Here is a 21,865-nt window from a genome sequence, read left to right as displayed (position 1 = left end):
GACGCTTCGCGCGATGACAAGAATCGACGACACGCCGCCCGCGTGGGACGAGCGCACCCAGCTCACCACGTTTCTCGACTACGCACGTGACACCGCCCGCGCCAAGTGCGATGGAGTCTCTGCGGAGAACGCCCACAAGGCGCTCCTGCCGGGCTCACCGCTGATGACCATGAGCGGAGTGATCAACCACCTCCGTTGGGTCGAGTACTACTGGTTCCAGGTGGTCTTCCTCGGCGAGGAGGACCGGGGCCCCTGGACCGAGGAGGACCCCGACCGCGAGATGCGTATCGCCGTCGACTTCCCGCTCACGCAGTTGCTCGACGAATACGCCGAACAGAGCGCCCACTACCGCGAACTGGTCGCCGGGAACGGCCTGGACAAGCAGGCCCAGCAAGCGGTCCGCGACGGTCTCCATGTCGACCTGCGCTGGATTCTCCATCACCTCATCGAGGAGACGGCCCGCCACAACGGCCACCTGGACATCCTGCGCGAGATGCTCGACGGCACGACCGGCGACTAGATCCGGCGGAGATCACGGACGGAGCCAGAGTCGGATCGAGGCGACGGCGACGGTGCCGTGGAAGATGTGGCCGCGCTTGTCGAACCTCGTGGCCACGGCCCGGGAGTTCTTCAACGCGTTGATCGTTCGTTCGACTTCGCCCTGCGGGTCGGCCGCCCCGCCGGAGTGGCAATCCAGAAGTGTCAGGAGGCGTTTGAGTGAATCCAGCCAGCAGGAAGACAGCCGCGGTTCTCGCCATCGTGCTTCTGGCAGGTCTGGCCATCGTCGTGTCAGCTTGGACAAGTCACAGCGTTGCCTGGGTTCTGATCATCGAGGGTATCGCCCTTGTGATCGTCGGCATCTTGGCCTGGCTGGCGGGGCGACGGCGAACCTAGACGACGGGGACGCGGCCTTGGCGGAACGTTCCCGTCGAGGCCGCCGGATCGATCCATCCGGTGGCGTCCTTGCCATCAGGAGACCTACCGACAGGCCCTGGACCAGCTCGCGGGGGTATCCCCGGTCGCGCAGGCCCTGCCTCCGTCCGCGGCCTGATGGAGCTGAAGGGCGCGCTGCGCTTGCACGGTGGCAGCCGGGGCGGCGGCGAGCAGCCCGACGCTGTGCACGCAGCATCTCCGTTGCGGTCCAGGCCGCGCTCGATCAGCCACTCGGGTGCCGGCGGGCGCCGCTCCTCGCCGACGCGACGCTCAGCCCAGCTAGCGGGCGTCGGTGCCGTGGTACAGGTCAACCTCTCCGCTAGAGGTCGAGGACGGCCTGGACCGTTCGCTCCGTGATCTCGCGGGCGACGGCGATGCGTGCAGCTGTGCGCTGCGGGCTGGCCGAACGGGAAGCGCTGCATCACGCCCGAGTGCGAGGAGGCGACTGGCGCCCTGATGTGGCGGGACGCCCAGCGGGTCGGGTCTCCGGTTGTTCTTGGCCTCCTGAGGACTCTGTCGGCGCCGCCCCACCATCGCCACTCAAGCCCATGCATCACCACCCACACATGAAAATCTATCTTTGTCAGAGTAGACATTGGTCAGTGGTGTGGTTATGGTTTCTCTCGTAGCCCAGACAGACGGAAGGGCCCGGCAGACATGAACTGCCGGGCAGCAGTACCGCAGTTGCAGTTCGCAGGACGGTGCGGTGGTGGAGTTTCGAAGCCAGGGTTGTTGCAGGACGGCGACGGGACTGACGGCCGGACCGGGTGGCCCGCAGTGATCAGGGGCCGCCGCGAGCAGTACCCGCAGTATCAGCAGTGGAATCAGTGAGAAGCACCTCGGTGAAGGCGTCGGGCTGCGGGCGCGCGCACCGGGAGGTTCGGCAGTGGGGTTCCAAGCCGGAGCAGACGCAAGACGGGCGACGGGGCTGGCTGCCGAAGAGTGGCGCTGTGACAGGTCACTGAGCAGGTCGCATCACAGCAGTACGCAGTAGAGCAGTACCAGCAGTGAGGGAAGAACGGAGGAATTGAACGCCATCAGGATCGCCCAGGCGGCTTGTGAAGTCTGGGTACCGCAGGACATCGATAGTGAGGTGGTCTCCGGTCAAGCAACCGCGATCCCAGCATCCCCGGCAGCATCTCGGTCGGGTATGTGGAGACAGAAGGCCGGCGCAGTAGTAGGGCCGGCAGATGGTGTAGCAGTTTCCTTCGGGCCCTGGCGCCGTACGGCGCCAGGGCCCCTCCATGCGTTCCACAGAGAGGTGCAATGACAGCAGACGATTCATTTAGCCGTCTCGAAGACGACAACTACCCCGCCTACACCATGGGCCGGGCCGCCGAGATGCTCGGCACCACGCAGGGTTTCCTCCGCGCCATCGGCGAAGCCCGCCTCATCACCCCGCTCCGCTCCGCGGGCGGACACCGCCGCTACTCCCGCTACCAGCTGCGGATCGCCGCCCGCGCCCGCGAACTCGTCGACCGCGGCACTCCCATCGAGGCCGCCTGCCGCATCATCATCCTCGAAGACCAACTCGAAGAAGCCCAGCGCATCAACGCCGAACACCGCCGCACCGCATCCCGGCACACAGCCGACACCTGACTCGGTCCACAGCGATGCGCCGGGCCGCAATCCCCCCCTCGATTCCAGAACATGAGCGCATGATCGCCGAAGAACCTCAGCCGCTGGCACACGGACGACAGTCACAGCCCGGCACTGGCACCACGCCCGGCACTGGCACCACGCCCAAGACCCTGGGCACCCCGGCGCTCGATGCGCCTGCCGACGCAACCGGCTGGCCGACTGCCGGGCAGACAGCCAGCGCACTGGAAGACGGGGTACAGCGCGCGGCGGCTGCGCTGAAGCCGCGGATGCGAGGCTGGCTGCACGCCGGCGTGTTCCCCCTGGCGCTGGTCGGCGGCATCGTACTGATCGCCGTTTCGCGCTCGGCTGCAGCAGTGGCCGCCTGCTCGGGGTACGCAGCGTCGGCCTGCCTGCTGTTCGGTACCAGCGCGGTCTACCACCGCGGAACCTGGGGCCCGCGCGGCGAGGCCGTCCTGCGGCGGCTGGACCACGCGAACATCTTCCTGATCATCGCCGGCACCTACACCCCGCTGGCGGTACTGCTGCTGCCCACGGGACAGCAGCGGATGCTCCTCGCGGCTGTGTGGGCGGGCGCCCTGGCCGGCATCGCCTTCCGCATCCTGTGGATCGGGGCTCCCCGGTGGCTGTACACCCCGTGCTACATCGCGCTGGGCTGGGTGGCCGTCTTCTACCTGCCCGACTTCGCGCGCACCGGCAACACCGCGGTCGTCGTACTCGTCATCGCCGGCGGTCTGCTCTACACCGCGGGAGCCATCGTCTACGCCCTCAAGCGCCCCGACCCCTCACCGGCCTGGTTCGGCTTCCACGAGGTCTTCCACGCCCTGACCATCGCCGCCTTCACCGCGCACTACACCGCCATCCTTCTGGCAGCCACCTGAGCTGGCAAGGAGACACGTCGGCTCGACAGCGCCAGGGCCGGCCCCCGCCAAAACGAGACGCGCCCGGGCTCCCTGGCCGGGCGCGTCGTTGTTCTATCGGGGCGTGGGTGAGGGGTTCATTTCACGCACGCGGTGGTGGCGGCCGGGGTGGCGGTGGTGGCCCCCGGACTCGTCGTCTATGAAGCGTCCGTGGTCGTTGCGGAGGGTGGCGGTGTCGGAGCGGTTGTCCCAGACGTAGTGGCGGCGGTCCTCGTAGAGGTCGCCGGCGGTGTCGCGGCCATCCAAGGGGTAGTGGTCGAAGGTGTAGGTGCGGCCGTCCTCGTCCTTGAGAGTCCAGCCGTCGAGGTTGACTCTGCCGCGACCGGAAGCGGGGACTTCAGCCGGCGGATGATGGACCAGGATCAGAACCGGCTGGGCGGCGGGACCTCAACAGGAGTGACATGTCTACCCCCAACCGCCGAGGCGTCCTCAACAAACAACTCCCGGCCAGGCTCGCCGACCGCGGATGTCTCCGAGGTGTCCCAGCGGATCCTCGCGCGCCTCCAGGAGTCGACGCTGACCCCGGTCGGCCCGATCACGATGAAGGTCAAGGGGTTCCGTCCCTTCGACGCCAACTTCACGATGGACCTCACCTCCGCCGACGACGCCACCTTCAACACACTCCGGACGATCCGGCGCGAGCTGAGCGCTCTGCTGGAGATTCGGCCGTCGAACTTCGAGACCTGCCAGTTCCACACAGCCGGGCGACTCTCCTGTTGTGGCGGTCAGCGTGGCTCACTCGCCGAACAGCGTGCCTGCGCCACGTCGACGTCCGCGCGGATGCGGTGAGGGCGGCCGGGTGCCGCCACCGTCCGGCGCTGTCGCGGGCGAGGTCGACACCGACTTCCGTCACGACATCCGGCTGCACCAGGACGACAACGAGGGTGCGCTGTGTTCTCCACCCTGCTGAGAACGTCCAGCCCGACCACGGGTGCGCGCCGTGCGGCGGGGCCAGCTGGTCGGCCACAGCGCGGCCGGCGGCTCGGGACATAGTGGTGCTGCGGCCCACGTACTGCAGGCGGCCCGCCGGGTCGTAACGGCCCAGCAGCAGCGTGCGGGGCGCGGCCAGCAACCCGGTGACCGCGCCGACCCCGGCCTCAGTGGTGACCCGCACCTACTGGTGAAGGGGCAGTGCTCTGGTCTTGCACTATTCATGTGACCGCTTGTCGGTCGAGGGCAAGTTCTAGCTGTACAACCAACTGCCGTAAGGTGCAGCGGCCACGAGTTGGTACAGCCTTAGAGCGGCAGCCTGAGGACAAGCAGAAACAGCCCGGAGCGCAGGAGCAGCGGACCCACGACGGCCAGCGAGGCGGCGCCGTCCTACTCATCCAACGCGTCGCGCAACAGACCGGTGGTCGCACCTCGCCGCGTTGTCGCCGGTCGCCAGGTCTCCGCCCCCGCCTTGCGACGCACGGCACCAGACCCCCGCTCCAAACGGAAGAGCTCAGCCGTAAACCACCGACCACGGGCGCGGGAGCTCGTCCCCTTGGTAGTTGATGCCGTCACGTCGCGTATGCGCGGTGTGGTCGCGGGCCAGGACACCGTGCGCGAGTTCCGCGAAACGGCGGGCGGCCGGGTGGGCTCCCCGGCTGGCGGGCCAGGCGCCGCTGATGCGCAGGGCGAGAGGGCGGTCGGCCAGCGGCCGCCAGGCGACGCGGGACTCCTTGCGAGCTACCGGCCCCTGGTCGAAGGCGACTCCGTGCCCCGCCGTCACGAGGGCGAGCAGGAACTCGGGGTTGGACGCGTGCCGCAGGCGGCCGGGGACGAAGCCCTCGGCGCGGCACACGTCGAGGATCCGGTCGTACCAGCCGGGGGAATGTGCCCGGGGGAAGAGAACCAGGTCGTGGCCCGAGAGTTCGCCGAGCTTCACCTCCGGCAGCCGGGTCAGCGGCGACGTGCGCGGCAGGACGATCCCCAGGTCCAGCGAGGCTTCGGGGCCGAGGTGCAGTTCGGTGGCGTCGACGGGGTGGTGCACGAGCCCGACGTCCAGCCCGCCGCAGGAAAGCAGCCGCAGTTGTTCCTCGGTGGTGACCTCCTGCAGGTCGACGGAGAGCCCCGGAGCGTGCTCCGCGCAGGCAGAGAGCAGCGCGGAGAGCACGGCGGCCGTGGTGTCGGGCGGTACGCCCGCGCGGAGCGTGCCGAGGCCGCCGTCTGCGGCCTGGCGTGCCAGCGTGCGCAGCCTCTCTTCCCGGGCGAGGAGTTCGTGGGTCTCTTCCAGCAGTGCCGCCCCGGCGGCGCTCAGGCGGACGCCGCGCTGCGAGCGGTCGAACAGCTCTGTTCCGAGCTCCTTTTCCAGCCTGCGGATCGCCTGGCTGAGCGGCGGCTGCGCCATGCCCAGCCGCTCGGCTGCCCGGCTGAAGTGCAGCTCGTCGGCTACGGTGACGAACAGGCGCAGGTGGCGTAAGAGGTCCACGATCAAGATCGTACGTGAGGGCCGCTGCGTGGGGAATGGATCGGCTGGTGGGGCCCGACCGCTATCTGAGGATCAGCGCGTGCCGATGGCAAGGGGGAAGCAGTGACAGAGGAACGCATCCGACAGGTTTTCGCGGGGGCTCGGGCCGAGGGGCAGCTGCATGCGATTCCCGTTCGCTTTCGCACGACGGTCGCCGCGGATGCCGGAGCGGAGAAGGACGCCCGTGAAGTGGCCGTCGGCGCCGACGATCCCGTCGTGATCGCCTCGATCTTCAAGGTGCTGATGGTGCTGGAGTTCGCCCGGCAGGTCGTCGCCGGCCAGCTCGACCCGCGGGAGCGGGTGCCGGTGACCGCGGCAGACCGGCTCGGTGGCTGGGGGACCGCCGGCTGTCTGGACGACGTCGAGCTGTCGCTGCGCGACCTGGCCCACTTCGCGATGTCGGTCAGCGACAACTCGGCGGCCGACCTGTTGCTGGCCCGCGTCGGCCTGGACACCGTACGGCTGCTCGCGGAAGAACTCGGCCTGGATCGGACCCGGATCGTGGGCGGACCGCGAGACCTGCTGGAGTCGATGCTCGCGGAGGTCGGGGCGCGGGACGAGCGTGAGTTCGCCGTGCGCTACCCGGCCCTGCCGGACGACCGCAAGAGACGACTCGCCGTGCTGGACCCCCGCCACACCACGGCGAGCACACCTCGCGAGATCACCCGGTTGCTCCACCTCATCTGGAGTGATGCCGCCGGGCCGCCGGAAGCCTGTGCGCTCGTACGTGACCTGATGGGCCGTCAGGTATTCCGGCACCGCCTCGTGTCGGGCTTCCCAGACGACGTCACCGTCTCGGCCAAGACCGGAACCCTGCCAGGGCTGCACATGGAGGCGGGCGTGGTCCGCTACCCCGACGGTGAGTGCTACGCGATCGCCGTCTTCGCCCGCACCCAGGACCTGACCGCCTCCCGCGCGACGGTGGACGCCGCTATAGGCAAGGCAGCCGGCATCGCGGTCGACTTCCTCCGCGGCAACATCGACGGCCGGTGACCAGGCCACATATGCGTTCGCGTATCACCAGGGCCCGACTCCGCTCTTGGACACGGCCGTTCACCCCCTGATCTCCTGACGCCATGACCCAGGACACACGTGTCACGGACAGATCAGTTATGCCTTCGGGCCTCAGGCTCAACCGTCGTTCAGTGCTGCGCGGTGCCGCGCTCGGTGCCGCCTCCCCGCTGATCCCGGCCACGGCCGCCACCGCCTCGGCCGGGGACAGCGGCCGGGGCAGTGGCTCAGACGCCGGTTCGGCAACGTTCCGCTGGCTCGGCACCGCCGGCTGGCGCATCGACGTCGGCGACCGGACCGTACTCTTCGATCCGTACCTCACTCGCTTCACCACCGGCCTGTACGAGGGTGCCTTCAACCCCCGGACCTCACTGCAGACCCGGCCGGAGGTCGTGAACGCGCACGTCGGCCGCCCCGACCTCGTCCTGGTCAGCCACTCCCACTGGGACCACCTCGCCGACGTACCTCACATCGCCAGGACCACCGGCGCGCGAGTCGTCGGCACCGAGACCACGTACCACCTGCTGGTCGCGCTGGGCGTCGACGCGGCGCAGATATCCGTCGTGAAGGGCGGCGAAGTGCTGGACTTCGACGGGATCATCGTCGAGGTCGTGCCGAGCCTGCACAGCCGCAACAAGAAGTGCGCCTACTTCGCCCCGGGCACGCTGAACTCACCGCCTCCGACAGTCCCGAGCACCATCTCGGACCTGCCGGAGGGCGACACCCTCGCCTTCCAGGTCACGGCCGGGGACAGCGGGCCGTCGGCCTTCCTTATGGGGGCCAGCGACTTCTCCGAGCGTGCGGTACAGGGCCTGCGCCCCGACCTCGCAATGATCGCCGTGCCCTCCAGCACCGCCACACACCGCTACGTACCCCGGCTGCTGCGTGCGCTGGACCGCCCTCGCGTGGCCGTGCCCGTCCACTGGGACAACTTCGAAACACCCCTGAGCGGTTCTCCCGAACGAGACCCGGCGATGGATCTGGACGCGTTCGTCGCGCAGGCCGAAAGGGTGTCCCCGGCGACGCGGGTCGTCGTCCCGGACTACCGCACGGTGTACGACGCCACCATGCGACCCATGAGCGCCTAGGCCCTCACGGGTGCAGGTGTCCTCTCTGACACGGATCGTCGTTCCCGAGGCCCCGGGACGACGTGGTCCGGCCGTGAGGGAAATACTGCCGTAGGCCCGATTCCGTCACCTTCCAGAACACTCATCAGGAGAAGCACAATGACTTCATTACCCCGCCACAGCGGCACGAGTGGTCCTCTCACGAGGCGTCGCTTGGGCCAACTCGCGGCTCTCGGGCTTGTGGCCGGTGTCGGCTCGGTGGGTCCCACCCCCTCGGCCATGGCCGCCGAAACGGACGACGGGCGGGTTCACTACGCCCGTGCCCGCAGGCTGGCCGGGACCGACCCGGTCCTTCGCGCCCTCGTGACGGCGCTGACCCCCGGCCGCGATTTCCCCCGCCCGCCCGCACCGGCTCCGATCAAGCTCTTCGACAACCTCGCCATGCTGAGCACGGGATGGGTCTCCGCGATGGCGGTGCTTACCGACGACGGGATCGTGCTCATCGATGCCCTCACCTCCGCCGCGGAGGCCGAGAACGTGCTCCTCCCCGGGCTCCGAGAACTGGGGGCCGATCCGGAGACGATCAGATACGTCGTCGTCACCCACGGCCACGACGACCATTTCGGCGGAGCACGGTATCTCGCCGACCGCTACGGAGCACGAGTGCTGATGTCTGCAGCCGACTGGGACCTCGTCGCCGGCACCCAACCGGCCGACGCCCCCGCCCGGGACCTCGAGATCGCGGACGGGCAACGGCTCACGCTCGGCGGCACGACGATCCAACTGCACCACACTCCAGGCCACACACCGGGCACCGTCTCACCGATCATCCCGGTGAGAACGGGCAGCGAGCGTCACACCGCCATGCTGTGGGGCGGCACCAACCCGCCCAGCACACCCACCGCACTGCGCACCTACCTGAGGTCCATCCACTCCTTCCGGGCACAGATGCGGCGTATGAAGGCGGACGTGGAGTTGTCCAACCACCCCAACGACTACGGCCTCCAGCGTGCCGAGCAGCTCCGTAGCCGGCCCGACGGTCCGAACCCCTTCGTGCTCGGCCGCACGCGGACGCAGCGGTACATGACGGTGATGGACTCCATGCTGCGTGGGCGCCTCGCCGACGCCTAGCGCCCAACGCACCGGGCCACTCGCGTTCGCCCGGTGTGTCAGCGCAGGGGCTCTGCTGAACACTTTTCCGATCCGCGCGAACCATGAGGCATCCCCGAAAAAACGGCTCCCGCTCCCGGGACGCCCGCAGCTCAACGAAAGGACCACGTCGTAAGTGAACGCCGTCTCGGCGCTGGCGATCAGCGCCCTCCCGGTGATTCTTCTGGGCGTGTTCGTGCTGAGCGTCTGGAAGACCGCGCGCGGCTTGCCGACTCGCCGCTGGAAACGCCCCGCATGGTGCGTTTTCCCCGCGGTCGTGCTCGTCAGTATCGGCTGCGTCACCTGGTTCGTCGGAGCCCTTTCGGGTGGCCTCGACGTCGGGGAGGCGTGCGCGGCTCGTGGCGTGCCGTACGACAAGGACCGTCGGCGGCGCCAGCGATGCCAACTTCGTCGCCGCTCTCGGACTGCCAATGCTGTGCGGCATGGGCGCGGTCGGCGACCGCGCCCAAGCCCAGGGCGAGTACATCTACCCCGACACCGTGCCCGCACAGACGGCACTGGTCGCCGGACTGCTGGGACAACTGGCGGAACCGCTGCGAAGCTGAGCGACCGCGTCCCTCCTGGCAGTTCAGCCCCACCAAGGCCCAACGCATCCTTGCATCAGCTCTCACCAAGTGAACTATCGCGATCATTTCGGCACTGATGTCGCCCGGCTGTCGCCCCAAGGGGAGAACCGCCGCTCGGCACCACGCCCAGCCACCCCAGAAAGGTGCGCTCTGTCATGGCGACCCGTGAATAAGCGATCGAGCTGCACGACGACCTGATCCGGCTGCGTCGCAGCCTGCACACCGAACCCGAGGTCGGCCATGACCTTCCCCGGACCCAGGAGAAGGTGCTGGCAGCACTGGACGGGCTTGGGCTCGAAATCTTCACGGGCAGTCGGCTCTCCTCGGTCACGGCGGTGCTGCGCGGAGGACGGCAGGGACCGGCCGTGCTGCTCCGGGCGGACATGGATGCCCTACCGGTGACCGAGCGCACCGGTGCGGACTTCGCTTCCGCGACGCAGGGCGCCATGCACGCCTGCGGCCACGATCTGCACACCAGCATGCTGATCGGCGCCTCCCACCTGCTCTCCGCTCGGCGCGCCAAGACCTCGCCGGAGACGTGGTGCTGATGTTCCAGCCCGGCGAGGAAGGGCACGACGGAGCCGGTGCGATGCTGGCCGAAGGCATCCTGGACGCGGCCGGTCGCCGCCTACGCACTGCACGTGTTCACCACCGGACGTCCCACCGGTGTCTTCCTGGCCCGCAGTGGAACGACGATGGCGGGCGGCGATGCCCTGGACGTCACCGTCATCGGCGAAGGCGGCCACGCCTCCGCCCCGCACCGCGCCAGGGACCCCGTGCCGGCGGCATGCGAGATGGTCACCGCGCTGCAGACGATGATCTCCCGGACCTGCGATCCGTTCGATCCAGTCCTCCTGACCGTCGGCTCCTTCCACGCCGGCACCCGCCGCAACGTGATCCCCGAAACTGCGCGCCGCCGCCCATGGCCTGCGCGCCGAGGTCGACTTCAACCCGGGCTATCCCATGACGGTCAATGACGCGCACGAGACCGCCTTCGTCGAGTCCACCGTCAACGAGTCGTTCGGCGAGCACCGCTTCCAGCCGCTCGCCCATCCCCTCACCGGTTCCGAGGACTTCTCCGGTGTCCTGGACGAAATGCCCGGCGCCGTGGTCATGTTGGGTGCCACCCCAAGCGGCGCGGACCCCGCGACGGTCGCGAACAACCACTCCCCGTATGCCGAGTTCAACGAGGACGTACTGTGTGACGGCGCTGCCCTCTACGCCGATCTCGCCACACGCCGTCTGGCCGTCCAGCCGACCGAAGCAGTCGCAGCTGCTCCCACATCCTGACTCTGCGGTGCCGTCCCGGGCCGGCGACCAGCACGTGGCTCGGCTCGCATCGTTGGCCGGTAATCGACGGGTTGCCCGGCAGTCAGCAGGCTAGGGCGGCCAGGTGCGCAGCCGGCTGTGCACGCGATTCATGTCGGCTGAGGTCGTGCGGTTCCGGGGGCTGTGCGTGGGCCGCGATGTCGACGCGTGGTGCGCGTGAGCGTCAGCGTCTCTGTGTGTCCCAGTTCGCGAGCACGGCGTCGGCCGCGGCGTGCAGGTGCCGTGTTGATGTCCCGTCACATACCTGTGTCGAAATGCCGAGCAAGAAGCCGTGGATCATTGACGTGACGCCGTCCACGTCGGTGTCTTCGGCGAGTTCTCCTGCGGCGATGCCGCGTACGATGCACGCCCTGATGCGTGCTCGGTCCGCTGCGCGGCGCGCCGCTACGACCTTTCGCGCTCCGGCCTCGCCTGCTCCCGGTGCCCGGACCGTCCCCGAGAGGGCGACGAGGCATCCGCGAGGGTGGGATGTGTCGGTCTGCATGTTGATCGACCCGTGGAGGAGCCGGGCGATGGCCTCGCGGGGACTTTCCGCCTCGTCGGCCACAACATCGGTGACGCTGCCCGGTCCGGCGATGTAGTGCTCAACGGCCTTCTCGAACAGTCCCTCCTTCGAGCCGAAGGCGCCGTAGAGGCTCGCGGAGGACAGTCCTGTGGTCTCGCGGAGCTGGGCCAGCGATGTCGCTTCGTAGCCCTGTTCCCAGAACAGCAACATCGCGGCCTCCAAGACGGCCTCCATGTCGAAGATGCGGGGACGGCCGACGGGGGACACGGCGAACCTCCTCTATTGCGGACTGACTGATCCAGTTTGACACCCGTAAGCACGCCTATCAATATCGGATCAGTCAATCCATAATTAGTGGAGGAGTCCGACCGATGACCACAACGTGCCCCACGCCGGTCCGCGAGCGAGCGCACGAGTCGTTCCCCGTTCCGGCACTGGTGGTGATGGCGTGTACCGGATTCATCGTGATCATGACCGAGACGCTGCCGGCGGGGCTGCTCCCGCAACTCGCTGCCGGACTCGACGTCTCCGAAGGCGGCGCCGGCCAGCTCGTGAGCGCCTACGCGATCGGAACGGTCCTCGCGGCGATACCCGCGATCGCGCTGACGCGCGGGGCACGGCGGAAGCCGCTCCTCCTCGCGGGCCTGCTCGGGTTCCTTGTCGCGAACGCCGTCACCGCGGTATCGCCTTCGTTCACCGTCGCTCTTGTCGCCCGGTTCGTCGGGGGAGCCTTCTCCGGGCTGCTGTGGGGCATGCTCGCCGGATACGCCCGGCGTATCGCCGCACCTGAGCACGCCGGGCGTGCCCTTGCCATCGCCATGACCGGAACCCCGGTCGCACTCGGCGTCGGAACACCACTTGGCGCCTGGCTGGGCTCGACGGTCGGGTGGCGCTGGTCCTTCGCCGCGATGTCACTGCTCAGCGTCATCGTCATGGTCTTCGCGAAGTTCCTCGTGCCCGACGCCCCGGGGCAGCCGGCGCGGACGCGCGCTCCGCTCAGCCGAGTGCTGGGCATTCCCGGCGTGGCGACCATCCTCGCCGTCGTATTCGTCTGGATGCTCGCGCACAACCTGCTCTACACCTACATCGCTTCCTATCTGCAGCAGATGCGTCTCGCCCTCCGGCCCGACGTCACACTTCTCGTCTTCGGCGTCGCTGCGCTCGGAGGTATCTGGATCACCGGCGTGTTCATCGACGGCGCACTTCGCAGGCTCACCCTGGCGAGTGTGATCCTGTTCATCGTCGCCGGGGGGTTTCTTGTTGCCGCGCAGCAGTCCACTGTGCTCGTGCTGCTCGCGATCGTCCTGTGGGGCCTCGCGTTCGGCGGCTCGGCGACGCAGCTGCAGACGGCCCTGGGGGAGGCCGCGGGCGAGAACGCCGATGCGGCGAACGCGATGCTGACGACATCCTTCAACTTGGCGATCTTTGCGGGTGGTGCTGTGGGGGCTGTGGTCGTCGATGGCGTGGGCGCACCGGTTCTTCCAGCCGGGATGATCGCTCTCACACTCATGGCGCTCGTCATGGTCGGATTCGGCCGGCGCGCAGCCTTCCCCGCAGGGCGCTGATCGAGAACTGACCGGACCACTCACCTGCGCGACCAGGTCCTCGGTGGGCTTCCAGGGCCCGAGCTGTCCGCGTGCGGGGATCGGCAGGGCGAGCTCCTGGACGTCGGTGAGCTCCAGGTGCCACCGGCCGGGCTCCGCCCATCGTTGCAGTGCGGGGAGCCGTCCGGGTCCTGGTGGCAGCCGGTCAGCCGGGCGACGTCGATCACCGCGCCGGTCGGCAGGTCGTGGCCTCATGGCCACCTTCCGCACCGCCGAGGTGGAGTTGGATCGGAACGCTCCGGGACCGGCGAAGGTGCTCACCGACCGGCAGGTTGAGCTATTGCTGAAGAAGAAGGCCGCAGCCCTGCATCTGTCCGCCCCGAACTACCGCTGGTTCGACAACGGCACTGCACTGTTGAGCAGCCCCGTCCTGGGGCCTGGACGGCACCGTGCTGCTGGCCGCGCTCGGCGTCTGCCTGCTGTGGGGCCTGGTTCGCCCGTGGGGCCAGGTCTTCCCGCGTTGGACGCGGTGGCTGAGCGGTCGGCGCGTTCCGCGCTGGCTCCCCATGGCCCCGGCCTTGATCGGCGCCGCCAGCTTGGCTCCGTACGGGGTGCTCGGGGTCGGTTACGCGGTCCTGGCCACGGCTGGCGTGGTGACGATGCCGCGAGGCGGCTTCCACTCCCCAGGCGATGCCCTGCCGGTCGCCTGGATCGGCTTGGACGCGTTCGCCGTGTACGGGGTCGCGCTGGCTGTCGCTGCCCGCTCGTACTGGATTCCGACCCATTCCATCCGCCGGGAGCGCGCAAACGCTGAGTGACCGCCCGCGGCCAGTTGGCTTCCTATGACTGTGCATCGGCGGCCCGTCGCGATGGTCACGCCGAATTACCGCGGACAGCTCGACCTGGGACATCCTTGTGCCCAGCACCCTTCGCCGGGAGCATCCCACGGCGCCCGGGCAAGAGGTTTGGTGCCTCCGGAACTCTTCAACACCGCCTTCCCGCAGAACAGGATGCCTCCCCAACCCATCGACAACCGACTTCACTACTGCCGAATAAAGCCAGTCAGGCAGTCAAGATCCGCAGGACAGCCTATGAGCCCCCGGGCCCCTAACGGACTGACCCGCGATTGATCTCGGGGTGTGTTGGCCCACGGGTTCGGCTGGGCGCGACCGTCTCTATGGCCCCGCACTCACCGACCAAGACCAGTCGCAGGTCGGCCCTTTAGGGTCGGTGGCCTGACGACATCCCTTGCCAGCAGTGCCTTCGACTCGCTCCGCCTCGACGCCGTGGCCGATCAGGATGCGTTGCGCCGGGTCCACGAACTGCCCAAAGACACGGCCATACGCAAGCAGATGACCGAACTCACGGAGCAGACCCGGCGGTTGATCGGCTGCTCATCGCTGGTCCTGGTCGCCAGCGCGGACGCCGAGGGCAACTGTGATGTTTCCCCGCGCGGCGGCCCTGCCGGGTTCGTCGCCGTCCTGGACGCACAGACGGTGGCGATACCGGACGCGACCGGCAACAAGCGTCTGGACATCCTGCAGAACGTCATCGCCACCGGACGGGCCGGGCTGCTGTTCGTCATCCCGGGGCGCACCACGACGCTCAGGGTGAACGGCCGGGCCTGCGTCTCCACCCGCCCGGAGCTGCTGTCGCAGCTGACCGCCGTGGGCAAACCGCCAGCCAGTGCGCTGGTGCTGGGGATCGAGGAGGTCTACCCGCACTGCCCCAAGTCGCTCCTGCGCAGCGGGGGCCTGGAAGCCGGAGCAGTGGCTGTCGGCGGACGCCCAGCCGACCTCGGCCGAGTGACACTGGCCCAGCTGCGGATGCCGGAGCTGACGATCGCTGACATCGAGCAGGCGGAAGCGGACTCGCTGAAGTACCGGTATGAGTAACGGGCCGACCTGCGCTAACTGAACCACCAGCCCGTCGAATCCCCGGACCAGCCCCCCCCAAGATCAGTCGCGGGGCGGCCCGAAGTAGAGGCGGTCGTGCCCGGCAACTCGTAGAGGCTGAGATTCCAAACGCTTCACCCGCACGGATGAACCTCGCCCCGGCACACAGCCGAGACACGTGATCTCCGCGTCTTCGACGCCGAGATCACGGCGCAGCCCATCCCGACGAGACACTACGGAAGGCGGACGCGCCGATGCCCCGATAACCCAGTAATCTCCGATCGCCCTGCCAGCGCGGGTCAGTCCGAGTAGGGCGGCGAAGACGACGGGGCGATGCTGCATGCTGGATCTCTCCTGAACTCGAAGGGGTGAAGGAGCGGGCGGCCGGCCTTTGCCGGTGCTGCGGCCGCCCGGGTTGTGCCGGCCCCGTCCCGGCCTGGACGGGTCGGGACGGGGCTGGCTCACGCGGCCAGTCGGTGCGTGACCGGGCCGGGGTCGTCATGCAGGTGGCGGGGTCGACGGGAGTGCCGTCGAAGCACTCCAGGCAGCTTCTCCGAACTACCGGGGCGTCCCGTGGTCAGGTGACAGGACGATCAGTCCTGCGGGGAAGGAGCCGGTATGCGCCCGGAGAACTGCCGTGAACGGCGCGGGTGTTAGCTTCCTTCCCGTGTTAAAACACCAGGACGAAACCAGGGCGGCCTATGACGGGGTCGTCGAACTGTATGCGTCGATGTTCGCTAATCGGTTGGAGACGCAGCCGTTCGCGCGGAACATGATCGGCACCTTCGCCGAGCTCGTGCGTGGCACGGGGAACCTACGGGCAGCCGACGTCGGGTGCGGACCTGGCCATTTGACGGCCATGCTGCACGACTTGGGGTTGGACGCCTTCGGGCTCGACCTCTCCCCGGCTATGGTCGCCCACGCCCGGCGGGCCCAGCCGGCGCTGCGGTTCGACGAAGCGCGAATGGAGGCCCTGCCGGTCGAGGACGGCGCGCTCGGCGGAGTGCTGGCCCACTACTCGATGATCCATACCCCACCTGAAGAATTGCCCGCGCTGCTCGCTGAGCAGGTGCGTGTCCTGGCACCAGGGGGCCTGCTCCTGGCGTCCTTCTTCGGAACCGAGGGGCCGGAGCCTGTCTGCTTCGACCACAAGGTGGCGCCTGCCTATAGCTGGCCGGCGGACCAGTTTGCCGAGTTGCTGGCCGGGGCCGGACTCGTCACGGTGGCTCGGTTGCTCCACGACCCAGCGTCCGAGCGGGGCTTCCTCGACACCCACCTGCTGGCCCGCCGCCCGTAGAACGTGGCGCGTGGCCGGGGTGGTGTAGATCATCCGCGTGGATGAAGCTCGTCCAAGCGCCGCGTTCTGTGGCGGTGTCCGCTGAGCACGCCGGAGTGACAGCCGTTCAGTCACGCAGGCCCCGGCGGGGTGGCCGCCGCAGTGGTGCGAGCAACGATCTCCCGGAAGGTAGGAATTCCCAGGTCGACAGACTCCTGCTTCCGGGAGGTCTGGGCGTCGAGTTGGGCAAGCTTCTCCTCGGCGTGGGTCAGGCTGCTCTGCAGCCCCTCGATCTCGCCGAGCCAGCCTTCCCTTTCGGCTTCCAAGATGCGCGTGAGGAGGTTGTCGCGGATTTCGACAAGTCGGGGACGCTCTGTCGCGTGGACGATCAGGACGGGGCACCGGACACAAGCGTGTTCGTGAGCACAGTCAGTTCCGTATGCGCGGCCGCAGTCGCCCAGGGCGAGCTTGCGGCGCTCAAAGTGCCCGAGAAATTCTCCCCATTCCTCAGGAGTGACGGTGCGGTATTCATCGGCAGGCCGCAGAGCCCGGCGCCGGGCGATGAACGCTCGATGTGCCTCGATGGCATCAGTGGGGTAAATGGCGGCGTATCCCATCGTCGTTCCGATGTGGTCGTGACCAGCGATGACCTGGGCGATGTGAGGTGGCAGGCCGTTGAGGATGGAGTCCGTGATGAAGATCCGGCGGAAGTCGTGGGGCTGAAAGATGAGGGGGTCACCCGCGCTGTCCGTCAAACCTGAGGCCAACAGGGTGACGTCGAGTCCCCGACGGATCGACGCTGGTGACAGCGGACGCAGGTACCCACTAGAGCGATCCTGGAACAGGAGAGGCATCGGCGGGTTCCAGACCCGTTCATAGTGGTCATAGCTACGAACAACAGGAACTCTCCCGTCCGAGCCTCGGACTCGAGAGACGACCGTACTCAACACGTCCGCCAGCTCCGGCGTGACCAAGACAAGTCGCTCTTGGTCCGTCTTCGACGGGGCGATCTGCAAGAGCGGAACGGTCTGACCGGTGGTGGGCAGCTTGTAGCTGACGATGCTGTGATGCCCCAGCTCGAGGAGTTCCTCGATGCGGATGCCGGTGTGCCGCAAGATCTCGATGGCAGCCCACGCCCAGAATGCGCTGCGCTCCTCACCAGCGAATGAGCGCCGGGTGCCCTTCGCATCCCAGGCATGGATCGGGCGCCCGTCAGCGCATTTGCTGAAGCGCGGAACCCTGAATGTCTCACCAAGCACGCTGAAATTTGAACCGAGCGGAGCAGCATTGAGTGCATCGAGACGCATCTTGGCCTCCTTCAAACGGCGGTGAGCCGTCTTCACCAGCGTGGGCAGCGCCGGCAGGCGCTCGCGAGTACGTTGGTCCATGCGTGCCTTGAGCTGCTTGTCAGCCTTTCTTCCCGAGCACTCGGCTTCGCTGATCGGGCAGGGTGCCACCCAGGCAGCCCACTGGCCGGGGTCTTCCACTGCCCACTCCGCCAGGTCCAGGTAGAAGGCTCTGACCTGGGTTTTGATTCCGATTGCACCCCGGCGTGGCTCTGTGAACTCACGAAATGAGCCGTCGGGCAGACGCTTGCGGACGGTCTTCGTAGCCAGACGGACCTTCCAGGCAGTGATCACTTCGGCAGGCAGCCGAAGAGAGTCGATGCCCGGATGATGCCGCTCCAGGTCGCCCCAGAACCGAAGTGCCAGCGAGATCGTGAGCGCCTGCAGTGTCGTGAAGTCAAGCCCTACGGACCGATGGGAGAGGTAGGCGACCAAGAGGTCGCGGATTGGACGGCACTGCAGTTCGTAGCGGTCGACAAGGTCCGCTGGGGTGAGTGGCCCGGTACGGCGCGAGATCCGGAACAGTGTGTGCGGTGCGTCTGCTGGAAAGAGACCCAAGTCGCGAAGCCAGGTGTAGGCGAGCTGGATCCGTCCATTGCTGTTGCTCGGATTCTTGCTTTGCCAGAGCAGCAGGTCGCCGACGACGATGTCCTCGACAGTGCCGCCCTGGCAAGCCATGATCTCCGCAATGGTCTTCAGCCCGGACGAGATATTCGCAGCCGAGAGGTCGGTCGGCAGTGAAGCCCTCAAGCGGGCGAACCCCTCGGGGTCGCGTGTGGTCTCCAGAGCCGGCCGAAGATGCCGCGATCTTGACCCGATGAGGAATTCCGGGTCGGGTCTGACAGCATCCGCGCAGAGCAGCGCCAGCACCCCGACGAGGAGCGTTTCACGGCGAGATACTCGCCCTTCCGAGCGGGCCCAGGTTGCGAAGGCATCCCTCCACCCCTGCGACGCAATGTGCTGGCCGTGGGCAGGGCTCTTCTGCCAGCGCTGTTGCCAGGTTTCTCCCGGAAAGGTCATCAGCCAGTCGAGCAGGAGACGTGCCCCGAACATTCGATTCGCCTGGGCGTTGGTTTCCACAGCTCGTAGCGGTGGGCGAGCCAGCCGCTCAAGGACCTCTTCACGCGCGATCGAGGTCGCTTCCCACGTGCTTGGTCTTTCCCGATGCGGGAATCGGTTCATCAGTGTGAGCGCTTCGGCGCCCACCAAACTTGTGACCCGCGGAACGAAGCTCGACGAGCCGACGTGCGTCGCAGTGCTCGTCATGACGCGTCCCGGCCGAAGAGGATGGACAAGGAGTCGGGGTTGTAGGACGGCTCGTCAACAGGCACAGGAGTCTCCTCGCGTCGCTTCTCCTGACGGGCGTGGTGGGCAAGGCCGGCTCTGATGACGTCGTCCCTGGTCGGACGGTTGTAGATGTCCAGGGTCGACAGGTACTTGTGGCCGAGGATCTTTTGCACGTAGACCGGCGGCATGTTCGGGTCATCGAGCATGAGGAACGTCGCCGTGTGCCGCAGATCGTGAAGGGTCCAGTTAGCGCCCAGGAGATCGTTAGCGCGGTTGAACATCATGCGCGCCGCGTCGTACTCCAGCGGCCGCCATGGGCGCCGCAGCGTCCACCACAGCGGATGGTGGCGGCCCCGAGGGACGCCCTTCTTCCAGGCGGACTCTTGGTAGAGCCGCAGCCAGACGAACGCGTCCGGCGTGGCGGCCAGGTCTTGGTAGTCGCGGGTGCCCTTGCGGATCACACTGACGGTCTGCTCGCCAACAACCGCGCCGCCCTGCTTGACGGTGAGCAGCTCCTCGGCGCGGGCGCCAGTGGCGACCCAGAAGGCCAGCAAGGCGCGGTCACGGTGAGAACGGAGCCCGGCGAAGACCCTGGTGTACATCTCGTCGGGAATCCGCCGTGGGACCCGCTGCGGAACGGTCGGCCGGTAGAGGCCCGTGCGTCGGTTCCGGTGCTTCTTCTCACCATCACGCTGTGTCCCGGGCTGGGCCAAGCGGCGCCCACGGACCAATGGGAAGGGGTTCACCAGCAACGAACCGGTGTTGTCATCCAGATGGAAGTTGTAGAACTCCCGCAGCACCGTCTCGCAATGAGCACGGGTTGTCGGCGAGTACTTGGTCCCGACCGTGGGTTTACCAGTCACCGGATTCGGTGTCCCCGGCGCCGGCCTGTCACTGCGAGGCGGTGGGACCTCGGAGAGAGCCTTGCCGCGGTGGCGCCAATGGACACGCTCTGGCTTGTCCGCCACCTTCATCCACAACATGAAGTCCCGGGCATCTTCCCGGGTCGCACGGTCCCACTCGATCCCGAGCGCCCATAAGAACCGGAACCAGCGCAGCAGATCCATGCCGTACGAACGTGGCGTCAACGGCGAGCTGTCCCTCGCCATCAGCTCCTTGAGGTACAGCGCAGTGGGCTCGACCGGCCTCCCGAGTTGATCCAGCACCCTGTACGGCTCCCAGGGATCTCCCGTCTTCAGTAACTGGCCTGACTCAGGCAGGACAAAGTTCCTCAGGTCCCTTCCGGGCCGCTGCTCCTCAAGCACATCGGGAAGCTAGCAGATACCCGGTCTGACCTGCGAAGACAGCTGAGTTAGTTCGGTTAACAGGCCAGCCGAGCCTCTTTGATGTTGGCGGAGTGCAGTTGTTCCGCGGCTGTCGTATTCCTCCATGACCGTGCGCTGGGTCAGGTGGGACCAATACCCAGACTCAGCGTGTGGTGTCCCTGAATGCGGCGGTGGCTTTATCAGGCAGCAGTGACGTCGCTTGTCGACGAGTTTGGGAGGCACCCCGCTCCACGGATGTGTGGTGTTGATGAGTGTGGTAGGCACTGGTTCTGTCGTTAGTTGGTGACGTCAGTTGTTCGTGAAAGCTGACGGCACCAGGTGATGGCCCAGAAAGATGTTCGCGAATTCTGACGTCACCATCGGGGTTGCGGTGTCAAGCTGGATGTGCTCAGTAAAGGAGCACCCCCGATGCCGCCTGGCCAGTCGAAGGTCGAGTTGTATGCCGCGCTGCGGCGCGACTCCCGCGATGGCATGCCGAACCGGGCGTTGCAGTGCAAGTACGGCGTCACCTGGAGCACGGTCAACAAGGCCCTGACCTGGGCTTGGCCGCAGCCACGCACGGCAACCGCTTCGGCGCGGCCGTCGAAGCTGGATCCGTTCACGCTGCTGATCGACGAGATCCCGCTCATTGATCTGGACGCGACCAGGAAACAGCGCTATGCCGTCACCCCGGATCTACCGCCGTCTGATCGACGAGCACTCCTCGTCCGAGGCGTTGCGTTGACCACTTGAACCCGCACCGATGAGAGGGCGCAAGCGTCCTGCGAGCAACCGCGCGGTCCGGCCAGGGATTGAGAGTCCGGTGTTTATACCTTGCTCGCGACCACCATGTAGTTCTCGGCCTCAAGATCGAACGTGCTCAGTTCCGTTTGGAGTCCGACCCGGTGCAGCTCGACTTCGAGTTCCTCGTACCGGTAGGGCCAGCAGGACAGCAGTTCCGAGCGGACAAGAACCAACCCGGTCGCATCAACTTGCGCGATCGCAATCTCGATGTGGTGCTCCTCCTCCCAATGCGGCGCAATCTCCCAGCGGTAGACCACGACGGCATCGCGACCGTTCCGGCGGACGAGTCGGTCACTGATCTCCAGCCGGGAACCTCTGGCCCTCACGAGTTCCCAAGTGCGGGATGTGAGTACCAAGCGCCCGCCGGGGCGCAGAAGCCGTGACATCGACTCCAGAGCAGCACCTCTGCCTGTCGCGCCCGCGGCATGGTGAAGCGAGTTGCCAACGCAGAACACCATGTCGAACGTGTTGTCCTGGAAATGGTTGGGCAACTCTTCCCAGTTCGCCCGTACGGCCCGGACGGATGCCCCGAACTCCTCAGACAACTCTACAGTTCGACGAACCATCACCTCGCTGGCGTCAGTTGCGACAACCTGCATGCCACGACCGGCGAGGCCAACCGCCAACTGTCCGGTTCCGCACGAACAGTCGAGGACGTGAGCGTTCGACGGCAGGAGATTGAGGACGTCGTCGAACGACGCAGCGAACTCGGCTGGAGGCAACTTTGCATCCGAGATGAGCCATTCGTACACCTCGGCAAGCACGTCATAGCCTGTCACAACCACTACCTCCGTCACGCGGCAGACTCACGGTAGGACGTCAGTCCATCAGCGGAGCAAGCCGGGCACCAATGGTTTTCGCAAGGATGGCTCTGACGGTGTTTGTGGGTTGTCAGT

At 67.3% G+C, this 21,865-nt stretch carries 15 protein-coding genes and 5 pseudogenes; 13 read left to right on the top strand and 7 right to left on the bottom strand.

Translation table 11 applies throughout. The features are described 5' to 3' along the window. Window positions 1-13: 13 nt before the first annotated feature. Window positions 14-520, top strand: a complete 507-nt coding sequence (locus tag OG542_RS00530) for a DinB family protein (RefSeq protein WP_328407171.1) — start codon at window positions 14-16, stop codon at window positions 518-520. 12 nt (window positions 521-532) lie between these two features. Here the strand turns inward: OG542_RS00530 and OG542_RS00525 are convergent. Continuing rightward, a pseudogene (locus OG542_RS00525) lies at window positions 533-664 on the bottom strand (IS5/IS1182 family transposase); the annotation flags it as partial. A 1,535-nt stretch (window positions 665-2,199) separates the two neighbouring features. Here OG542_RS00525 and OG542_RS00520 point away from each other — a divergent pair. Both OG542_RS00520 and trhA read left to right on the top strand, forming a co-directional pair. Continuing rightward, entirely contained in the window at window positions 2,200-2,532 is a 333-nt protein-coding gene (locus OG542_RS00520; RefSeq protein ID WP_328407169.1) for a MerR family transcriptional regulator, read from the top strand. 59 nt (window positions 2,533-2,591) lie between these two features. Then, the gene (gene trhA / locus OG542_RS00515) at window positions 2,592-3,413 is read left to right on the top strand and encodes a PAQR family membrane homeostasis protein TrhA (protein ID WP_328407167.1); all 822 of its coding nucleotides are present in this window, start codon (window positions 2,592-2,594) and stop codon (window positions 3,411-3,413) included. 93 nt (window positions 3,414-3,506) lie between these two features. Here trhA and OG542_RS00510 read toward each other — a convergent pair. Both OG542_RS00510 and OG542_RS00505 read right to left on the bottom strand, forming a co-directional pair. Continuing rightward, a pseudogene (locus tag OG542_RS00510) lies at window positions 3,507-3,791 on the bottom strand (lamin tail domain-containing protein); the annotation flags it as partial. Between the two features lie 1,105 nt (window positions 3,792-4,896). Next, the gene (locus tag OG542_RS00505; protein ID WP_328407165.1) at window positions 4,897-5,865 is read right to left on the bottom strand and encodes a LysR family transcriptional regulator; all 969 of its coding nucleotides are present in this window, start codon (window positions 5,863-5,865) and stop codon (window positions 4,897-4,899) included. A 102-nt stretch (window positions 5,866-5,967) separates the two neighbouring features. On the opposite strand from OG542_RS00505, the gene OG542_RS00500 reads away from it, so the two are divergent. The 5 genes and pseudogenes from OG542_RS00500 to OG542_RS40600 all read left to right on the top strand — a co-directional run bounded on the left by OG542_RS00500 (window position 5,968) and on the right by OG542_RS40600 (window position 11,008). Next, window positions 5,968-6,897 (top strand): serine hydrolase, encoded by a 930-nt coding sequence (locus OG542_RS00500; protein WP_328407162.1) that lies wholly within the window; start codon window positions 5,968-5,970, stop codon window positions 6,895-6,897. A 152-nt stretch (window positions 6,898-7,049) separates the two neighbouring features. Beyond that, window positions 7,050-8,003 carry an MBL fold metallo-hydrolase gene (locus tag OG542_RS00495; protein ID WP_328407160.1) on the top strand — a complete coding sequence of 318 codons (954 nt, stop codon included), beginning with the start codon at window positions 7,050-7,052 and terminating at the stop codon, window positions 8,001-8,003. 258 nt (window positions 8,004-8,261) lie between these two features. Further along, on the top strand, window positions 8,262-9,113 hold the full coding sequence (locus OG542_RS00490) for an MBL fold metallo-hydrolase (protein ID WP_328407158.1): 852 nt from the start codon (window positions 8,262-8,264) through the stop codon (window positions 9,111-9,113). Between the two features lie 401 nt (window positions 9,114-9,514). Beyond that, a pseudogene (locus tag OG542_RS00485) lies at window positions 9,515-9,697 on the top strand (M20 family peptidase); the annotation flags it as partial. A gap of 197 nt (window positions 9,698-9,894) precedes the next feature. Further along, window positions 9,895-11,008: pseudogene (locus OG542_RS40600) on the top strand (M20 metallopeptidase family protein). Window positions 11,009-11,210: 202 nt separating this feature from the next. Here OG542_RS40600 and OG542_RS00465 read toward each other — a convergent pair. Beyond that, window positions 11,211-11,819 carry a TetR/AcrR family transcriptional regulator gene (locus tag OG542_RS00465; RefSeq protein ID WP_328407151.1) on the bottom strand — a complete coding sequence of 203 codons (609 nt, stop codon included), beginning with the start codon at window positions 11,817-11,819 and terminating at the stop codon, window positions 11,211-11,213. A gap of 104 nt (window positions 11,820-11,923) precedes the next feature. Between OG542_RS00465 and OG542_RS00460 the strand changes: the two genes are divergently transcribed. The 4 genes and pseudogenes from OG542_RS00460 to OG542_RS00440 all read left to right on the top strand — a co-directional run bounded on the left by OG542_RS00460 (window position 11,924) and on the right by OG542_RS00440 (window position 16,288). After that, window positions 11,924-13,117, top strand: a complete 1,194-nt coding sequence (locus OG542_RS00460; protein WP_328407149.1) for an MFS transporter — start codon at window positions 11,924-11,926, stop codon at window positions 13,115-13,117. Window positions 13,118-13,545: 428 nt separating this feature from the next. Then, window positions 13,546-13,914, top strand: a complete 369-nt coding sequence (locus OG542_RS00450; RefSeq protein WP_328407147.1) for a hypothetical protein — start codon at window positions 13,546-13,548, stop codon at window positions 13,912-13,914. A gap of 417 nt (window positions 13,915-14,331) precedes the next feature. Then, window positions 14,332-14,991, top strand: a pseudogene (locus OG542_RS00445) (MSMEG_1061 family FMN-dependent PPOX-type flavoprotein). Window positions 14,992-15,658: 667 nt separating this feature from the next. Continuing rightward, on the top strand, window positions 15,659-16,288 hold the full coding sequence (locus OG542_RS00440; protein WP_328417685.1) for a class I SAM-dependent methyltransferase: 630 nt from the start codon (window positions 15,659-15,661) through the stop codon (window positions 16,286-16,288). 110 nt (window positions 16,289-16,398) lie between these two features. Here OG542_RS00440 and OG542_RS00435 read toward each other — a convergent pair whose 3' ends face one another. Both OG542_RS00435 and OG542_RS00430 read right to left on the bottom strand, forming a co-directional pair. Then, window positions 16,399-18,879: a site-specific integrase gene (locus OG542_RS00435; protein WP_328407145.1), complete on the bottom strand. Its 2,481-nt coding sequence runs from the start codon at window positions 18,877-18,879 to the stop codon at window positions 16,399-16,401. Continuing rightward, entirely contained in the window at window positions 18,876-20,165 is a 1,290-nt protein-coding gene (locus tag OG542_RS00430) for a tyrosine-type recombinase/integrase (RefSeq protein WP_328407143.1), read from the bottom strand. The genes OG542_RS00435 and OG542_RS00430 overlap by 4 nt, the downstream gene beginning before the upstream one ends. A gap of 429 nt (window positions 20,166-20,594) precedes the next feature. On the opposite strand from OG542_RS00430, the gene OG542_RS00425 reads away from it, so the two are divergent. Continuing rightward, window positions 20,595-20,918: a hypothetical protein gene (locus tag OG542_RS00425; RefSeq protein WP_328407141.1), complete on the top strand. Its 324-nt coding sequence runs from the start codon at window positions 20,595-20,597 to the stop codon at window positions 20,916-20,918. A gap of 74 nt (window positions 20,919-20,992) precedes the next feature. Here OG542_RS00425 and OG542_RS00420 read toward each other — a convergent pair whose 3' ends face one another. Next, complete coding sequence (locus tag OG542_RS00420) at window positions 20,993-21,748, bottom strand: class I SAM-dependent methyltransferase (protein ID WP_328417683.1); 756 nt, start codon at window positions 21,746-21,748, stop codon at window positions 20,993-20,995. Window positions 21,749-21,865 lie beyond the last annotated feature (117 nt).

Source organism: Streptomyces violaceus (genome assembly GCF_036014075.1).
Classification (GTDB): domain Bacteria; phylum Actinomycetota; class Actinomycetes; order Streptomycetales; family Streptomycetaceae; genus Streptomyces; species Streptomyces violaceus.
This window is presented reverse-complemented; position numbering and strand designations above follow the sequence as displayed.